The following is a 17,076-nucleotide window of genomic DNA, read 5'->3' as shown; positions in this document are numbered from 1 at the left end:
TTAACCCTTAAATATAGTGTACTATATTTAAGGGTTAATTTTTTAATTATGATTTAAAACTTCATTTTCTCCATTTACATTATTAGATTTGTTTTTATCGAAATAAACTCCTGTAATATGCAAGTTAATTTCTATAACCGAAAGTCCAGTCATCGTTTTAACAGCATTTTTTACTTTACTTTGAACAGCAGCAGCAACTTCAGGAATTTTAAATCCAAATTTAATTACTAAAGATAAATCAATAGATACTTCACTTTCTCCGACCTCAACTTTAACTCCTTTTGTCAAATTTTTTTTACCGAGAATTTCAGCAATTCCTCCTGCAAAATTCCCAGACATTCCTGCAACTCCTTCAACTTCAGTTGCAGATAATCCAGCAATAATAGCGATTACTTCATCAGCAATCTGAATTTGCCCTATTTGATTTATATTATCCATTGTATAAGCATTTCTTTCGTCCATTCATATTCCTCCTATATATGTACACTTTAAAAATATTATAACAGATTTATTTTGATTTGCAAATTACTTTTATTTTGATTTTAAAGGAATAATTTGAATTTTATCCACATCAAATCCTGTTGCTCCTCTAACTATACTTTCTATTTGAGCAAGTTCTTGTTCAGTTAATTTTTCTTTATTAATTACTACATCTACTCTATCATCACTAATCCTTACATATACTTCTGTAAAACCTTTTGCTTCAATCATAGATTCTGTAGCTGATTCCTTTTCTATTCTTTTTTGTAATTTTAACATTTCTTCTGCTGCTTTTGATTTTTGTTCTTTTTCGATATCTTCGTTATTTAAAATTTGTGTTAAAAGTTCTTTTTCTTTCGCTCTTGCTTGTTCTCTATCTAATTTAGCTTGTGCAAAATAAGGTGTATCTAAATTACTATTTACAAAAACTGCTGCTCCTGGATCTTCTTCTTTAGAAACTTGAGTTGTATCTTCTTCTATATTAGAAGTTTCTAAAGATTCTTCATCATTATTTTCATTATCTTCAATATCCTCTGATATTAATATATCTGGATCATTTGTTAATGCCTCTCCTATAATTCCTTGTGATTGATCTGAAGTTTCTACTGGCTCCATAGTTTCCATAATGGAAGCATCATCTGGTATAATTGAGGATATATCTAATTCATCATCATAAATAACTCCTACATCATCCATTTGGCTCTTATCTGTATAATTTAAATATGAAGCAATAGCAATCATAGCTACTAAAGCTGTAACAATAATTTGATTTCTTTTTATTACAAACATAAACCCATCCCCCTTATTTATTATTAATTTTAAATACCTGTACTTTATGTGCAGGAACATCTAATAATGTTTGAACTGCTGTTGTTAATTTCTGTTTTATTCTTGGATCTTCTCCCCCCTCTGCTAAAATTAATACTCCTTTTACCTCTGGTTGTTTTTCTTTTAATATAACTGGTTCAGTAGACCCTGACTCTTGACTTTTCATAACGATTTTAGTCTGTACATCTTCATTTTGTATTACCCTTTGCCCTCCTTCATTATCTTCTTCTTTTGTTAAGGAATAAGTAGAATTATTATCTTCTGCTATAAAAACTTCTTTCCCATAAGAAGTAGTAATCATCACTTCAACTGTACCTACTCCTTCCATCTTAGATAAGATTCTTTTAACTCTTTCTTCCATCTCTTCTTCAAAAGATTTCGTTGTGTCTTCTACTATCACATTATTATTACCAATATTACTATTATTTATTTGTTCATCTTTTGTTGAATATGGTATATTATCAAAAGCTGTATTCCCTAAGAATATAAATAAAATTCCTATTCCAATTATAAATAATATGTTTGATAACAGTTTATTATTCCCTTTATGAAATAATTTTAACCATTCTTTTAATTTTTCCATATAGTTCACCTCTATTATTTCTTTTGTACAGTAATATATATATTATCACTGGACAAATTATAGAAGTTAATTAATAAATTTTTTATATTTTTTTCTAACTCTGTATTTTTAATTCCTATTTCTTCTTTCACTTTTTCTTTTTTTATATTAATTTTTATAGGCTCAATTTCATTTATTTTAATACCATTTGATTCCTCTTCTTCCTTAATAACAATATATACTTCCTCAATATTCCCAAAATTTTCATCTTTTTTATTTTCGTTTACAATAATTTCCACAACATCTGCTTGGGCATCTATATTTCCTTCTATTAATTTATCTATTTGATTTTTAAGTTTTAATTTATATGTTTCCATGATAAGTTCATCTTGTTTATTAGTAATATAACTACTTTCATTTAATATGCTTTGTTTCTCTATTTCTAATTGATTTAGTTTAATTAAATTATAAAATTCATCTTCACTCTTAAAAAATATAGACATTATAGGTCTAATCAATATCAATATTAAAATAAGACTTAATATCATTTTAATATATTTTCTAAAATGCCCTTCTGGCATTAACATTTGAATAAACTCCGAAAAAATTACAAAAAAAGCAATATTTTTTATCCAATCTCCAAATAAATAAATCATATTATCACCTACCTTATCATAGAAACCATATTACCTACTCCAACTAATATAGTAATTGATATAATAAATAAAATATTAACTGTTATTATAGACGTAAATAATCTTGTACAAGCTTCCCCCATATTAGATATACATTCTACAATTCTTTTTTCAGATATAGGCTGTATAAGAGCTGCTATTATTTTATAAATAAATAAAAATATTGTCATTTTTATTAACGGAATGACACAATAAATACAAAGTAATATAATAGCCCCTACTCCTACAGCATTCTTTATGAGCATTGAACAATTCATTACGATATCTACAGCTCCTGTTAAAGTTTTTCCTACTATTGGTATAAAAGTTTCTACCGCTTGCTTTGCTGTATTATTTACAACTCCATCTAAAATAGGTGTTGTGAGCCCATGTATAGCCATAATACCAATAAACAAAGTAGTAAGTCCTTTAAGTATCCAATCTATAATTTCCCAAAACAACTCTAACATTTTTTTTAAAACTTCTTTTTTAGAGAGAGAATTTATAATTGCTAATACAACAGTTAAAAAAATAATTGGCAATAAAAGCTCACTTATAAACATAGCAATTGTTTGGATAGAAAGTAAAATAACCGGTTCAAAAATAGTTCCCGTAGTTACTGCTCCTGATGTCATCATTAAACTTAATAACATAGGCATCGCTGATTGCATAATAAGTACCATATTTTCAATTGCAGAACTTGACACTTGAAGAGCAATTTGAAAAGATTGCAAAAGAAGAATAATAATGACCATGTAGCATACATAAAAGCCTACTTGAGATGTGGATTTGCTTTGAAAAGATTCTGCTAAATTACTAAGCAAAGCACAAAACATAGAAATAATTAAGAGCTTTCCAATAAACCCTATGTAACTTTTTACTTCATAAGTAAATAGTGCTATAATCCCTTTTATAATATTATGTATAGAAAAATCTATCTCTCCCTTAACAGCTTTCGTTACTATTTCTTTAAAACTAAATTTTTCTAAATATGGATTTTCCGTTTGGTTTTTTATTTTAGTTATAGTATCTTCAATAGATGAAAAATTAATATTTTCTAACTGTTTGTCCAATAATTCTTCTACCTGTTCTCCATAAATACATTGAGGCATTATCAAAATTATAAAAAATATAATAAATATCTTTTGTATCCCCATATCAACAACTCCTATGGAATAATTCTTGTTATTATATCCATTAACGCTAGCATAATTGGTGCAGATACAGTAATAATAAATACTTTACCTGCAAATTCAATTTTAGATGCTATAGACGATTCTCCGGCATCTTTACAAAGTTGTGCTCCAAATTCAGAAATATATGTAATCCCTAAAACTTTAAAAATGATTCCTATGTATACCAAATCTATATCTATTTTGTCACTCATTTTTTTTATAATATCTATTACTACACCTAACTTTTCTGCGATAATAAAAAAAATAAGGATTCCTGTTATAACTCTTATATACATACCCCATTCAGGATTTTGCTTTTTTAATATTAATCCCAACATAACAGAGATTAATCCAATAATAACAATTTTCCCTATTTCCATTCTTTCATCTCCTATAATTGAAATAAAGCTTGAACTGTATTAAATAAATCACTTATGTATTGAATAATCCAAAAAAGCACTACAACTAATCCGGCTAAAGTGGTAAGCATTGCTTGTTCTTCTCTCCCAGAACGGATTAATACTTGATTTAAAACCGAAACCAAAATCCCCACAGCAGCAATTCTAAATACTATTGTAATATCCATAAATTTCCCTCCATCAATATAATAGTATTACTATTAATAGCCCACCTAAAATTCCTAAACTTCTATATAGTCGTCCATTTTTTTGATGATGCATATCTAATCTTTTTATTTCTTCTTTTAAATATAAGATGCTTAAATCAATATTATTTTTTTGCATTTCTTTATCTAAATATCCTAAAGCATTTCCAAGAGATAAAAGTATATTTTTATCTTCCTTGGATAAATATGTATTATCTATATGTGAATTTACTGATTCTTTCCATATTTCAGTAACTGTATATCCTGTTTTTTTCATCATCTGTTTACCTGCATAAATAAATATCTGTCCAATATTATCTCCTATTCTATTTCCTACTTGTTCCATTGCTACAGGCAAAGGTGTAATCATATAATCTATTTCACCTTTTAAAAATATGAGTGCTCGTTGTAAATTTTTTAAATCATTCATTCTATATCTCTCTAATTTATCTATTAAAAAACCAATAAAAGTACTTCCTCCTATAATCAATAAAGCACCTATTAGCTTTATCATATTAATTTGATCCTCCTATATTAAAGATTTTAATGTAGTTCCATCTATGATATCTTCTATACTTCCAGGACCATTTTTATAATTTAGCAAAATCATTCTCTCAAATATCTTTTTTTGTATTAATTCTTTCAAAACAGGTTTTCTTTGTATATCTAATATGGAACTACCATGAACTGTACAAATAAGCTTTACTCCTCCATTAATAACATCTTCTATAGCATAAATATCTTCTACTTTTCCAATTTCATCTACAGCAATTACATCTGGAGACATTGAACGAAGAAGCATTCTCATTCCTTCTACTTTTGGACAGCAATCTAATACATCAGTACGTATTCCCACATCATTTTGAGGAATTCCTTGATAACATCCAGCTATTTCTGAACGTTCATCAACTACTCCTACAGCAAGTCCTATAAAATTATCAGAAATTCCATTACTAATTTGCCTTATTAAGTCTCTAAGTAATGTTGTTTTCCCACATTTAGGTGGCGAAATAATCAAAGTATGATAAATATTTTTTCCATTGATTATATAAGGAATAATTTTATTAGCACATCCAATCACTTCGTGAGAAATACGAATATTCATTCCTCCTATATATCTCATAGTTTTTAAATTTCCATTTTCCATAACAACCTTTCCCACAAGTCCTACTCTATGCCCTCCTGGTAATGTAATATATCCATTACGTATTTCTTCCTCGAAAGCATATAAAGAATATTCACCCATCATTTGTAAGGTATCTACTAAATCTTTTTGATTAATTATAAAAGCTTGTTTTATATTTCTAGAAAAATGCCCATCTCCTCTTATAAAAAAACTTTCTCCACCTTTTAAAATTATCAAAGGTCTATTAACCCTAAATCGAATTTCTTCTATTTTTTCAAAAGCCGAATCTGACAACTTAGAAAGAATATTTTTTAATCTAATACCCAAATATCCTAAAATTATCTCTTTTGTTTTCATCTAAATTCCTCCTTTGTTTAATCTATATTTAATTTTATGAAGGGCTGTCCACAAATATGACATAATAAAAAGACTATAGTTTTAAAAACCATAGTCTTTTATATGTTTTTATTAAAATCAAGAAAAATATAATTAATTTTTAAAATCAATTAATGTAATTAATAATTTTTTTAATAATTATATCTGTAGCTTCTTCTACTGAACACTTACTTGTATCTATTTCTATGTCAGGGTTAAGAGGCTTTTCATAGGGACTAGTAATCCCTGTAAAATTGGGTATTTCTCCTTCTCTAGCTTTTTTATAAAGTCCTTTAACATCTCTTTTTTCACATTCTTCAAGGGGAGTACTTAAAAAAATTTCAATAAATTCATTTCCAATAATTCTTTTTGCATTTTCCCTATCTTTTCTAAAAGGAGATATAAATGAAACAAGAGTAATAATTCCTGCATCATTCATTAATTTCGATACCTCTGCAATTCTTCTAATATTCTCAACACGATTTGCTTCTTTAAACCCTAAATCTTTATTTAATCCATGTCTAATATTATCCCCATCAAGCAACATAGTATGCTTTCCCATAGCAAAAAGACGTTTTTCTACCTCATTAGCAAGGGTTGATTTTCCTGAACCCGATAAACCTGTAAACCAAAGAGTCACTGGTTTTTGTCCCTTTTGTTTAGAACGCATTTCTTTATTTACATATGTATCCTGCCATACAATATTTTGAGATCTTCTTAAAAAATGTTCAATAACTCCACAAGCAGAAGTCATATTTGTAATTCTATCTATTAATATAAAACTACCTAACGTTTTATTATTATCAAAAGTATCCATAACTATTTTTTCAGATAAAGCTATGTTACATTGAGCTATTTCATTTTTAGATAATGTATCAGTAGAAATATATTTTCCAGTATTTATATCTATTTTATGTTTAATATCCATAACCACTGCCGGAATAATTTTTGTTCCTAATTTAATAAGATAATTTCTTCCTGTTATAAGTTTTTCATCATCCATCCATAAAATAGTAGCTGTAAATAAATTATCTAACTTTAAATTTGCATCCTTTGCTAAAACACATCCCCTAGATACATCCACTTCTCTATCTAATTGAATTGTAGCAGGTTGCCCAGCTACAGCCTCATTAACTTCTTTATTAGTAACTAGAATATTTTTTACTTTAGCTTTTTCATAACTAGGTAGTATGATAATTTCTTCATTTAAAGAAATTTTCCCTGAAATAATTTCCCCTTGAAATCCTCTAAATTTATGATTTGGTCTACTTACTCTCTGAATAGGCATAACAAACTCATTTTTATTTACATCTTCATTTATATCTATTTGTTCAAGATAAGTAAGTAATGGTAAACCATCATACCATGGAGTATATGGGGATTTTTTTGTAATATTATCTCCTTCTGTAGCAGATACAGGTATAACTTGAATACTTATAAAGTTAAAATCAGAGCAAAAATTCATAAAAGATTGCTTTATTTTTTCAAAGATATATTGGTCATAATTAATTAAGTCCATCTTATTGATAGCCAAAACAATATATTTTATTCCCATTAACGCACAAATTCTTATATGTCTTTTAGTTTGTGTTAGAATACCTTTTGTAGCATCTACTAATATCACTGCAAGATCAGCAAAAGAAGCTCCTACAGCCATATTTCTTGTATATTCTTCATGTCCAGGGGTATCTGCAACAATAAAAGATCTATTATTAGTAGTAAAATATCTATAAGCTACATCTATAGTAATCCCTTGCTCTCTTTCATCTTTTAATCCATCTAGTAAAAGAGAATAATCTATTTTCCCTTCTCTACTTCCTATTTTACTATCTAACTCTAAAGCCTTTTTTTGATCTGCAAACAATAGTTTTGCATCATATAACATATGTCCAATTAATGTTGATTTTCCATCATCCACAGAACCACATGTAATAAACTTTAATAAGCTTTTCACTAGAAATACCCCTCCCTTTTTCGTCTTTCCATACTATAAGAGGATTCTTGATCAATGACACGACTTGTTCTTTCAGAAGATATAGCTCCTAAAGTTTCATCTATAATAGCATCTAAAGTATCAGCATTAGATTCAATCCCTCCTGTAAGAGGATAACATCCTAAGGTTCTAAAACGAATTTTTTTCATTTGAATCTTTTCTCCAGGTAATAATCTCATTCTATCATCATCTACCATGATAATATTATTATCTCTATATACTACTGGTCTTTCTTTTGCAAAATATAAGGGGACAATTTCAATATTTTCTCTTTTTATATATTGCCATATATCTTTTTCAGTCCAATTAGAAAGAGGAAAAACTCTTATGCTTTCTCCTTTATTAATTTTTGTATTATATAATCTCCACATTTCAGGTCTTTGATTTTTAGGATCCCAAGCATGAAATTCATTACGAAAAGAAAAAATTCTTTCCTTGGCTCTAGATTTTTCTTCGTCCCGTCTTCCTCCTCCAAAGGCTGCTGTAAAACCATATTTATTTAAAGCATCTTTTAAAGCTTGTGTCTTCATAATATCCGTATATGCTGCTCCATGATCAAAGGGATTTATCCCTTTTTTAACTCCTTCCATATTAGTATAAGATATCATTTCTATTCCCAATTCTTTCGCTTTTCTATCTCTAAATTCTATCATCTCTCTAAATTTCCATGTTGTATCTATATGTAAAAAAGGAAAAGGAGGTTTTTCAGGATAAAAAGCCTTTATTGCAAGATGTAACATTACAGAACTATCTTTTCCTATAGAATAAAGCATTACTGGATTTTCACATTCTGCAGCAACTTCTCTCATTATATATATTGCTTCAGCTTCTAACTGATCTAAATGATTCATCTTACTCATTTTTTATCTATCCCCCTTATAAACTGTAATTTATATAAATTGCTTTATTTTTTAAATCATATATTTTAAATTAATATTTATTTGCTTCTTTAGAATTAATGCGAATCTTTTTTGTTTTACCTTCTTTAGTTGTTATATACCAATCTAAATATTCTGCTTCTTTTTTTATAGTTAAATATCCTCCTCCCCCTCCCATATCTAAGCCTAAATAATATTTGATAGCTTGAACGGAACATTGTTTTAAACAAGCTGTGCAGCCCCAACAATCTTTAGGATATTTTATAAAAGCTTTTCCATTATTATCTTGATAAATTAAACTTCCAGGACAAACTATGATACATTTCCCACATCCAATACATTTTTCTTTATCTATATGAATGCTCATAAAATTCATCCCTTCCTATAAGGTCCCTAAAAATAATTTTTACAACTCCACTTTTATATACAGAATTAACATATTTTTTCCAATTTTTATCATCTTTTTTAGGATAATCATAATTTTCTTGATAACATTTCCATCTGGTTTCTTTTCTTGCCTTAAGATGTTGCACAAGAACTTTACAAACATACAATCTATCAATTATTTCATGTATAAATAACAAATCATGCAAATCTTTAGCTTGTAATGTATATGCCAAATCTATAAGTTCATCTATTCTTTTTTCAGCAATATTTAATTTATTTTTATTTATTACATATCCTTGTGAAATACCTCCAGCATATTCGTCCATAACTTTTTGCATAGATTCTTCTAATTCTTCAATAGATATTAAAGAATTTTCATTTCTAAAAAATTGCTGTATTTTTTTAAGGTATTTTTTTAAAATTTTATTATCTTTTTTAGGAGTCTTTTTATGAGCAATTTCCTTTATGGCTGATAAAGCTGCTATTTTCCCTTCAACAAAACATCCACTGACATATTTTTTAGGGCTTCCGCCTGCTACATCACCTGCAGCATATAATCCTTTTAAAGTTGTTCTACGATTTATATCCACCCAATATCCACTTGCTGTATGTCCTCCTACAATATAAGGTTCAGTTCCTTCTATTTCTATATTTTCTATAGATGGCCCTCTATTATGTTCTAGCCACTTTAAAGTTTGGGCAGGAGCCATATTAAGATATGCTTTAAACAATTCTTCCTCTTGTTCTTTTGTAATACCTTTTGTTTTTAAATAACATGGTCCATTTCCATTTTTATTTTCCATAAGAGTAGCATATAAACGTATGGGAGTAGTGGGTTTACCATATTTATGTATATAAGCTTCTCCTTTTCCATTTATTTGCTTAGCTCCTATTCCCTGAGCCACTGTTCCTGTTGGAGCAATAGTATCCTTGCACCGAAGAGCAATAAATCTCATTTCAAAACTGGTCATCTCAGCACCAGCTCTTATTCCCATAGCATATCCTGCTCCAGTATTAAAGGGACAGTACCACATTTTATGCCTTGAAAAACCTGGGTTATTAGGCTTATATAATCCCGCTGCTCCTCCCGTAGTACAAATTACTACTTTGGCATAAATGCCTATAATTTTAGGTTCTTCTAAAGAGAATCCAATAGCTCCTATAACTTCTCCATTTTTTACTATATAATCTATAATATTAATTTTATTTAAAACTTTTATATTAGAATGTTTATACACTGCATTAGCTAATATAGGTTTAATATTTTCTCCATTAATTTTAATACTTCTTTTTCCTCTTTGGATATATTTTCCATCTTTATCTTTTAATATAGGTAATCCTAAATCTTCTATTTTCTTGATAACTGTATTTAATTCTTTCGCTATGGAATATACAAGGTCCTCTCGTACAACTTCTTCACTATCTTTTTTTACATATTCTACAAAAGATTCTGGAGTCTCTCCTTTTCCTATATATGCGTTTATTGCGTTAACTCCTGCAGCTAAACAACCACTACGCATTATATTAGCTTTTTCAACGATTAAAATCTTAAAGTTAGATTGCTCTGCAGCTGTTATTGCACTAAAACATCCTGCTGTTCCTCCACCTATAATAAGAATATCTGTATTTAATTCCTCTAATTTAAAATCCATAAATTCTATCTCCTTTTTTTAATATTTTTTAATATATCCCTAATAAAGGCCAATATAACAAAGCAAATATTATATAAACTATTACAGAGATTATATTTAAAATAAATCCTATTTTTAACTGTTCTTTAAAAGGAATAAAACCTGAAGAATATGCAATAGCGTTAGGAGGAGAACTAATTGGAAACATAAAAGCTAATCCCGCAGGTACTGCTACAAGGTATACCCCTAATTTGGGATTTAAGCCAATATTCATCATAATTCCAATAACTATAGGAAGTAAAATAACTATAACGGCTACATTTGAAATTCCTTCTGTTAAAAAAATACTTATTATTGCTATAACTATCATAAGTAGAAATAAATCATTTTGAAAATTCAATAAATATTTATTAGAAATATAATTTAAAAGCCCTGTTTCTTCCATACATTTTCCCATAGCTATAGCTCCACCATACATTAAAATAGCACTCCAATTTATCTCTTTTTTTACATCTTCCCATTTAATAACATGAAAAACAAAAAGCAACGTTGCACTAATCAATGAAATATTAGCAATCCCAAAACGTTCACTATAAAAAATCCACATAAAAATCGTTCCTGTAAAGATTATAATTGTCTTTATTTCTTTAAAACCAATCTTACCAATTGGTTTATGATTCGATTTAATAAAATCTTGTAAGCTTTTTATATCTTCTAGAGAAGCTTTAACTTTTTTCTTTAAATATATTGATATTAAAAAAATCAGAATATAAGATGGTGGTGCTACAGCTATTATCCATTCTATAAATCTTATATTTTGACCTGTAGTTTCTTGTAAAATTCCTATAGCTAAAGGATTTCTAGCTCCTCCTAAAAATGTAACAACTCCTCCTATTACACATCCCCAAGCTAAAGCTAAAAACATATATTTCCCTAATATTGACCCCGGTTTTAAATCAAGTTTCTCAGAAATTGATATAAGAATAGGAAAAACAAAAGCTGCTACTGCATGCTCAGGAATCCAATGGGATAAAAATGCAGTTAAATAAAATATGCCCAATACAAGTTTTGTAGGGGTTTTACCAAACTTATACATCACAAAATAAGTACATCTTTCACTTAATCGTGAAGTAGAAATAGAAGCTGCCATTATAAAGGAACCAATAATAAAAAATACAGATTCATTACCAAAAAATGAATATATTTTTTTAGCTTCAAGTACATTGAATAAAGAAAGAAGTCCCATAACCATTAAACTTGTAATAGCTAAAGGAATAATATCTGTTATCCAAAGAAAAACTGCAAGCAAAAATATTCCTAGAGTATGATATGCTTCAATTGACATATCTTTTGGTATATTTTTATTAGTCATAAATAAATAAAATAAAAGAAATATAGCTATAGTTAAAAATACATTTTTATATTCTTTAAATAAAAATATTATTGGCTTTTTATCAACATAACTCTTAGGGGCCATATTAACCTCCCGACTTTTACCCTAACTTATATTCAGAAACATATTTTTTGAATATTTATAAAAAATTCTGCATTTATTTTAATAAATTAAATACTTATTTTAATGAAAAAGGTGTATTACTTCCGAAATCGTAATAAAGACTAGGATTATCTTCTATACTTTCTATATCTTCATATTTTTTAATTAATCCTTTTATAGTTTTCTCTTTACTTTGTATAAATTCCATAAAATCTATTATGTTAGATTCAAATTTTATTTCTGCTAACTTTACCAAAAAGTCTGGTATTTTTTTTGCAGGAATATCCCCATAAGCTTTACCTAAAATCCCATATTCTAAATTCCCTCCAAAAAATACTGTATACATTGGAATTAACCCGTATTCATTACGTTTTGCTTTTCCAGAAAAACCAATTAGCCCTTTTTGATGTTGGCCACAAGAATTAGGACATCCAGAAATAAACATACGTGGAAATTCTTTTTTTATTTCTTTTTCTACTTTTTCAAATCTCTTTATAATTGCAGAAAGTAAATTTTGTGATAAACATAATCCTAATTTGCAAGTTTTGGCTCCTGCACATGCAACAGACTGCTCTATAGGAAATTTTCTACTAAACTTTTCTACAATATAAAGTAACTTGGTAACATCTTCTCCTTTTATATCCCTAATATAAAATCCTTGAGTATTTGTTAATCTAATACTTGGAATATATCTCAAATTATCTATATACTCTATAACTTTATTAAGGTTTTTAATGTTTATATTTCCGTTTTCTGGATGAATATATATTGAATATAATCCTTTTTCTTTTTGATGAATAATATTTAAATCATCTACAGAAATTTCTTTACCTTTTTCTTTTTCTTCTTTTGTATCTTCTATATATAAATCTAAGTTTTTTTTCTCTTTTACTTTTTTAAGAAAATCAAAAAATAAATTTTTAAACTTTTCTTCTCCTAAACGATAAAGTATATGTCTTATACGAGCTTTGTTTCTATTTACACGGTCTCCTTCATTTTCAAAAAGTTCTTTCATAGCCTGAACATAATATAAAACCTCATGGTCCTCAATAAAATCCTTTAATTTAATCGAAGCTTTTGGAGCATTTCCTAATCCACCTGCTCCGTATACCACAAATCCTTTTTTACCTTCATGTATCTTGGCTATAAAGCCTAAATCAGAAATTCTTGCATTTCCAGTATCTTTAGACGAATTTGAAAAAGCAATTTTGTATTTTCTAGGCAAGTTAAAAACTGTTTGATCTTTTAATAAATAACTAGTAACAGCTTCCATATAAGGAGTTACATCAAATACTTCTTCTTTATCCACTCCAGACAATGGTGAACACCCTATATTTCTAGGAGTATTTCCTCCTGTTCCCCTTGTCATAATATTTTCTTCTAAAAGTTCCTCTATGATATTAACTGTATTTTCTAAACTTACATTATGAAATTGAATATCTTGACGAGATGTAAAATGAATACGCCCTTCTGAATATTGATTTGCTATCTTTACAATTCTTTTCAACTGATTTAAAGTTATAACTCCTCCTGGAATTCTAGCACGAACCATATACTTTCCTTTTTCCCTCTGTTCATAAACTCCCATAGCTGAACTATAAGGTTTAAATTTTTCATATTCTATTTTACCTTTAAGATATAATTTAACTTTGTTTTTGTATTCCTTTTCATCCTTAATAATTGAATCTGGTATTTGTATCACATTACTACCTCCTTATTTAATTAAACATTGTTTTTTTATCTGTTTACTTGGATTAATATTCAAAAAAATTTAGCACTATTTTTAATGTGCCATAAAATTCTAGATTAATATTAATTCAAAGTATTCAAGTATGAATTTAAGGAATTAAATCAGTTTTCATAAATTTATCATATATTATCCAAAAAGTCAACTTAATTCAGAAAATTTTATTTAATTGTATTTTTACATAATAAAAGCACTTATTAAATAAATATCCCAAACTAAGTTAAATAAAAAGGAAATTTATTAATAAGTGCTTTAAAATTATGTTTTATTATATATGATTTTATTCCCATTCTTACTTATTTTCTGTTAAAAATACATTAATATCAAATTCTCCTATAGAAGTCATAAGAGGTATCTGTAAAACTTTATTATTTGTAGAGCTACCTTTATATTTACCTATAAAAACTTTTGGTGGTAAAATATCACATGTATAATTATGTTCTGTTAAATTAGTTGTTGCATTTCCTCCAATAATATTTGCAATTTCTCCTAAAGCAGAAGAAGCAAAACTATCTATTTTATCCATTTCCATTCCAGACATTATTTTAATCATTTCTAAAGTCATATCTAAAGGGAAGCTAAAAAGAATTTCTCCCTTTAAATCTCCTATTACTCCAAGTAGAATATTTGTTTCCTTATCACTTTTCATACTTTCTAATGCCTTTAATTCTCCTATTTGGGGATCTAAATCCATCATTAAGTTAAACACATCTTTTGTTGCTTTATAAAAAGAATTTACATATTCAGCTTTCACTATACTTTACCTCCTTCATTTTTTACATACTCTCCTATTTTTTGATCTGTTTTGCATACATGCATAATTAACCATGTCATTAATTTTCCTCCAAATTCTTGTACTTTTTCTTCTGTAAATCCTTCTTCCTCAAATATTTTTAAATATTTATTAATTATTTCTTTAAATTTAATATGTTCCTGCTTATGGTTTTCTATTTCTGGATAATTAATTTTTTCTTGATATGCTTCTTCATCTGAAAAATGTATATCTACATATTCTTTCATAAATTCCATAATTTCTTTTACTTTATCCATATCTCCTTCCCAATTTTTACTGCTTCTTATGCTTTTAATAAAATCTGAAACTCTGCTAAAAAGTTCTTTGTGCTGTTCATCAATTCTTTCTATTCCTATCTTATATTTATCCTTCCACATCATTATTATATCCCCCTTTATATATTGAACATTGAAAATAAATAAAATTAATTATTTTATAAAATCTTTTTTTAATATGGAAATTATAGCATTTTATTTTATATAGTACAAGAAATTTAATTGTATTTTCACATTACAATCTTTTTTTTGAATATTAAAAAAACAGTTCAAATATTTGAACTGTTTTTAGTAACTTATTAAATTTTTATTAATTAAACTCTACTTAAATATTCTCCTGTACGAGTATCTATTTTAATTTTATCTCCTATTTCTACAAATAAAGGAACATTAACAGTTGCTCCTGTTTCTACAACAGCTGGTTTAGTTGCTCCTGTTGCTGTATCTCCTTTAAATCCTGGTTCTGTTTCAGTTATTTCTAACTCAACAAATAATGGTGGTTCTACACCAAACACTAATCCATTATGGGATAATATTTTTACCATATCATTTTCTTTCACAAATTTCAAAGCATCTCCTAATTGATCTTTATTTAAGGCAATTTGGTCATAAGTCTCAACATCCATAAAATGATATAATTCTCCATCATTATATAAGTATTGCATATCTTTTCTTTCAATATGAGCTTTAGCTACTTTTTCAGTAGGTCTAAAAGTTTTTTCTACTACTGCTCCTGTTTTTAAATTTTTTAATTTAGTTCTTACAAAAGCAGCTCCTTTTCCTGGTTTTACATGTTGAAATTCTACAATGGAGTAAATTTCTCCTTCATATTCAATAGTTACACCATTTCTAAAATCTCCTGCTGAAATCATTCATTTTCCTCCTTAATCATGTTACTATGCAAACTATATGCTCATCTTGTATAGTTTAAACTAAAATTAAACTTTTTTCAATTATTTTATTTAAATCTCTATAAGTTCTTTTGGAGAAGTCGTAAGATTGTCTATTCCTTCTTGAGTTATTACGACTAAATCTTCAATTCTTACTCCTCCAAATTCTGGAATATAAATTCCTGGTTCTACTGTCATAACCATTCCTGGCTTAATTAATTCTTCTTCATTTATAGAAAATCTAGGACTTTCATGTACTTCCATACCTACAGCATGCCCTAAACCATGGCCAAAATATTCCCCATATCCTTTACTTGAAATATAATCTCTTGCAATTTTATCGATTTCTTTTCCCTGTTTAAAAGGTCTTATCCCATCAAGAGATAACATCTGAGCAGTTAAAACTGTTTCATATATTTTTTTATGTTTATCACTAGCTTTCCCTATAACTACAGTTCTTGTCATATCTGAACAATACTCTTTATATATACATCCGAAATCCATTACAACAAAATCTCCATTTTCTAATTTTTTATCTCTAGGAACGGCATGGGGAAGAGAAGAAAATGCTCCTGAAGCAACTATAGTACTAAAAGATAAATCTGAAGCTCCATTTTTTTTCATAAAATATTCCAATTCTAAAGCTATTTCTTTTTCTGTTATTCCTGGCTTTAAAAACGAAAGTATATGATTAAAAGCTTTATCTGCTATTTTAGCAGCTTCTTTTATATAATTTATCTCTATATCATTCTTTATCATTCTTAACTTTTCTACTACATTATAAATAGGAATTATTGAAGTATTTAATTTATCTGTATACTGCTTATATTGACTAAAACTAACATGCTCCCCTTCAAAACCAAGAATTTTTATGTTTTCTTTTTTAATCAGTTCATTGATTTCTTCATATAATCCCTTGCTCATATAATTTATTATTTTAAAATCGGGAGCTTGTTTTGTTGCTTGCTCAATATAACGAAAATCTGTAAATAAAATAGATGAGTTTTTAGATATATATAAAATCCCTGAAGATCCAGTAAATCCACTTATATATTTCCTATTAATAGGATTTTGTATTAAAATAGCATCTATTTTTAAATCTTCAAATTGGTCCTTTATTTTTTTTAGTCTTTCACTCATGTCTTTTCTCCTTATATAATTTA

At 27.5% G+C, this 17,076-nt stretch carries 19 protein-coding genes; all 19 read right to left on the bottom strand.

Annotated elements, in window-relative coordinates; translation table 11 throughout:
- Nucleotides 1-42: 42 nt before the first annotated feature.
- Nucleotides 43-462, bottom strand: a complete 420-nt coding sequence (locus tag OM90_RS02315; RefSeq protein WP_058485265.1) for an Asp23/Gls24 family envelope stress response protein — start codon at nt 460-462, stop codon at nt 43-45.
- Nucleotides 463-531: 69 nt separating this feature from the next.
- The gene (locus tag OM90_RS02310) at nt 532-1,269 is read right to left on the bottom strand and encodes a SpoIIIAH-like family protein (protein WP_058485264.1); all 738 of its coding nucleotides are present in this window, start codon (nt 1,267-1,269) and stop codon (nt 532-534) included.
- Nucleotides 1,270-1,282: 13 nt separating this feature from the next.
- The gene (gene spoIIIAG / locus OM90_RS02305) at nt 1,283-1,891 is read right to left on the bottom strand and encodes a stage III sporulation protein AG (protein ID WP_058485263.1); all 609 of its coding nucleotides are present in this window, start codon (nt 1,889-1,891) and stop codon (nt 1,283-1,285) included.
- A gap of 14 nt (nt 1,892-1,905) precedes the next feature.
- The gene (spoIIIAF, locus tag OM90_RS02300) at nt 1,906-2,526 is read right to left on the bottom strand and encodes a stage III sporulation protein AF (RefSeq protein WP_058485262.1); all 621 of its coding nucleotides are present in this window, start codon (nt 2,524-2,526) and stop codon (nt 1,906-1,908) included.
- A gap of 8 nt (nt 2,527-2,534) precedes the next feature.
- Complete coding sequence (gene spoIIIAE, locus OM90_RS02295) at nt 2,535-3,701, bottom strand: stage III sporulation protein AE (protein WP_058485261.1); 1,167 nt, start codon at nt 3,699-3,701, stop codon at nt 2,535-2,537.
- An 11-nt stretch (nt 3,702-3,712) separates the two neighbouring features.
- Nucleotides 3,713-4,099: a stage III sporulation protein AD gene (spoIIIAD, locus tag OM90_RS02290; protein ID WP_058485260.1), complete on the bottom strand. Its 387-nt coding sequence runs from the start codon at nt 4,097-4,099 to the stop codon at nt 3,713-3,715.
- Nucleotides 4,100-4,110: 11 nt separating this feature from the next.
- Nucleotides 4,111-4,305, bottom strand: coding sequence for a stage III sporulation protein AC (gene spoIIIAC, locus OM90_RS02285; RefSeq protein ID WP_058485259.1), 195 nt, complete (start codon nt 4,303-4,305; stop codon nt 4,111-4,113).
- A 13-nt stretch (nt 4,306-4,318) separates the two neighbouring features.
- Complete coding sequence (gene spoIIIAB / locus OM90_RS02280; protein ID WP_058485258.1) at nt 4,319-4,837, bottom strand: stage III sporulation protein SpoIIIAB; 519 nt, start codon at nt 4,835-4,837, stop codon at nt 4,319-4,321.
- Nucleotides 4,838-4,852: 15 nt separating this feature from the next.
- Nucleotides 4,853-5,806: a stage III sporulation protein AA gene (spoIIIAA, locus tag OM90_RS02275; protein ID WP_058485257.1), complete on the bottom strand. Its 954-nt coding sequence runs from the start codon at nt 5,804-5,806 to the stop codon at nt 4,853-4,855.
- Between the two features lie 145 nt (nt 5,807-5,951).
- Complete coding sequence (gene cysC, locus OM90_RS02270; RefSeq protein WP_058485256.1) at nt 5,952-7,778, bottom strand: adenylyl-sulfate kinase; 1,827 nt, start codon at nt 7,776-7,778, stop codon at nt 5,952-5,954.
- Entirely contained in the window at nt 7,778-8,677 is a 900-nt protein-coding gene (gene cysD, locus OM90_RS02265; protein ID WP_058485255.1) for a sulfate adenylyltransferase subunit CysD, read from the bottom strand. Before cysD ends, cysC begins: the two co-directional genes overlap by 1 nt.
- Nucleotides 8,678-8,747: 70 nt before the next feature.
- Complete coding sequence (locus OM90_RS02260; RefSeq protein ID WP_058485254.1) at nt 8,748-9,062, bottom strand: 4Fe-4S dicluster domain-containing protein; 315 nt, start codon at nt 9,060-9,062, stop codon at nt 8,748-8,750.
- The gene (locus OM90_RS02255; RefSeq protein WP_058485253.1) at nt 9,043-10,734 is read right to left on the bottom strand and encodes an adenylyl-sulfate reductase subunit alpha; all 1,692 of its coding nucleotides are present in this window, start codon (nt 10,732-10,734) and stop codon (nt 9,043-9,045) included. The genes OM90_RS02260 and OM90_RS02255 overlap by 20 nt, the downstream gene beginning before the upstream one ends.
- A 28-nt stretch (nt 10,735-10,762) precedes the next feature.
- On the bottom strand, nt 10,763-12,190 hold the full coding sequence (locus OM90_RS02250; protein WP_058485252.1) for an SLC13 family permease: 1,428 nt from the start codon (nt 12,188-12,190) through the stop codon (nt 10,763-10,765).
- A 94-nt stretch (nt 12,191-12,284) separates the two neighbouring features.
- Nucleotides 12,285-13,910, bottom strand: coding sequence for a nitrite/sulfite reductase (locus OM90_RS02245; RefSeq protein ID WP_144428520.1), 1,626 nt, complete (start codon nt 13,908-13,910; stop codon nt 12,285-12,287).
- Between the two features lie 337 nt (nt 13,911-14,247).
- Nucleotides 14,248-14,709 (bottom strand): chemotaxis protein CheX, encoded by a 462-nt coding sequence (locus tag OM90_RS02240; RefSeq protein WP_058485251.1) that lies wholly within the window; start codon nt 14,707-14,709, stop codon nt 14,248-14,250.
- Entirely contained in the window at nt 14,709-15,128 is a 420-nt protein-coding gene (locus OM90_RS02235; protein WP_058485250.1) for a bacteriohemerythrin, read from the bottom strand. The genes OM90_RS02240 and OM90_RS02235 overlap by 1 nt, the downstream gene beginning before the upstream one ends.
- Nucleotides 15,129-15,337: 209 nt before the next feature.
- On the bottom strand, nt 15,338-15,895 hold the full coding sequence (gene efp, locus OM90_RS02230; RefSeq protein WP_058485249.1) for an elongation factor P: 558 nt from the start codon (nt 15,893-15,895) through the stop codon (nt 15,338-15,340).
- A gap of 90 nt (nt 15,896-15,985) precedes the next feature.
- Nucleotides 15,986-17,053 carry a M24 family metallopeptidase gene (locus OM90_RS02225; protein ID WP_058485248.1) on the bottom strand — a complete coding sequence of 356 codons (1,068 nt, stop codon included), beginning with the start codon at nt 17,051-17,053 and terminating at the stop codon, nt 15,986-15,988.
- Nucleotides 17,054-17,076 lie beyond the last annotated feature (23 nt).

The organism is Defluviitalea phaphyphila, from assembly GCF_001466305.1.
GTDB classification, from domain to species: Bacteria; Bacillota; Clostridia; order Lachnospirales; family Defluviitaleaceae; genus Defluviitalea_A; species Defluviitalea_A phaphyphila.
This window is presented reverse-complemented; position numbering and strand designations above follow the sequence as displayed.

Coding starts and splice junctions, on each gene's coding strand:
- cysD (WP_058485255.1), bottom strand. CDS start 8,677: ATGAGTAAGATGAATCATTTAGATCAGTTAGAAGCTGAAGCAATATAT.
- spoIIIAA (WP_058485257.1), bottom strand. CDS start 5,806: ATGAAAACAAAAGAGATAATTTTAGGATATTTGGGTATTAGATTAAAA.
- spoIIIAG (WP_058485263.1), bottom strand. CDS start 1,891: ATGGAAAAATTAAAAGAATGGTTAAAATTATTTCATAAAGGGAATAAT.
- spoIIIAD (WP_058485260.1), bottom strand. CDS start 4,099: ATGGAAATAGGGAAAATTGTTATTATTGGATTAATCTCTGTTATGTTG.
- OM90_RS02250 (WP_058485252.1), bottom strand. CDS start 12,190: ATGGCCCCTAAGAGTTATGTTGATAAAAAGCCAATAATATTTTTATTT.
- spoIIIAC (WP_058485259.1), bottom strand. CDS start 4,305: ATGGATATTACAATAGTATTTAGAATTGCTGCTGTGGGGATTTTGGTT.
- spoIIIAF (WP_058485262.1), bottom strand. CDS start 2,526: ATGATTTATTTATTTGGAGATTGGATAAAAAATATTGCTTTTTTTGTA.
- OM90_RS02315 (WP_058485265.1), bottom strand. CDS start 462: ATGGACGAAAGAAATGCTTATACAATGGATAATATAAATCAAATAGGG.
- OM90_RS02225 (WP_058485248.1), bottom strand. CDS start 17,053: ATGAGTGAAAGACTAAAAAAAATAAAGGACCAATTTGAAGATTTAAAA.
- OM90_RS02310 (WP_058485264.1), bottom strand. CDS start 1,269: ATGTTTGTAATAAAAAGAAATCAAATTATTGTTACAGCTTTAGTAGCT.
- OM90_RS02255 (WP_058485253.1), bottom strand. CDS start 10,734: ATGGATTTTAAATTAGAGGAATTAAATACAGATATTCTTATTATAGGT.
- spoIIIAE (WP_058485261.1), bottom strand. CDS start 3,701: ATGGGGATACAAAAGATATTTATTATATTTTTTATAATTTTGATAATG.
- spoIIIAB (WP_058485258.1), bottom strand. CDS start 4,837: ATGATAAAGCTAATAGGTGCTTTATTGATTATAGGAGGAAGTACTTTT.
- efp (WP_058485249.1), bottom strand. CDS start 15,895: ATGATTTCAGCAGGAGATTTTAGAAATGGTGTAACTATTGAATATGAA.
- OM90_RS02260 (WP_058485254.1), bottom strand. CDS start 9,062: ATGAGCATTCATATAGATAAAGAAAAATGTATTGGATGTGGGAAATGT.
- OM90_RS02235 (WP_058485250.1), bottom strand. CDS start 15,128: ATGATGTGGAAGGATAAATATAAGATAGGAATAGAAAGAATTGATGAA.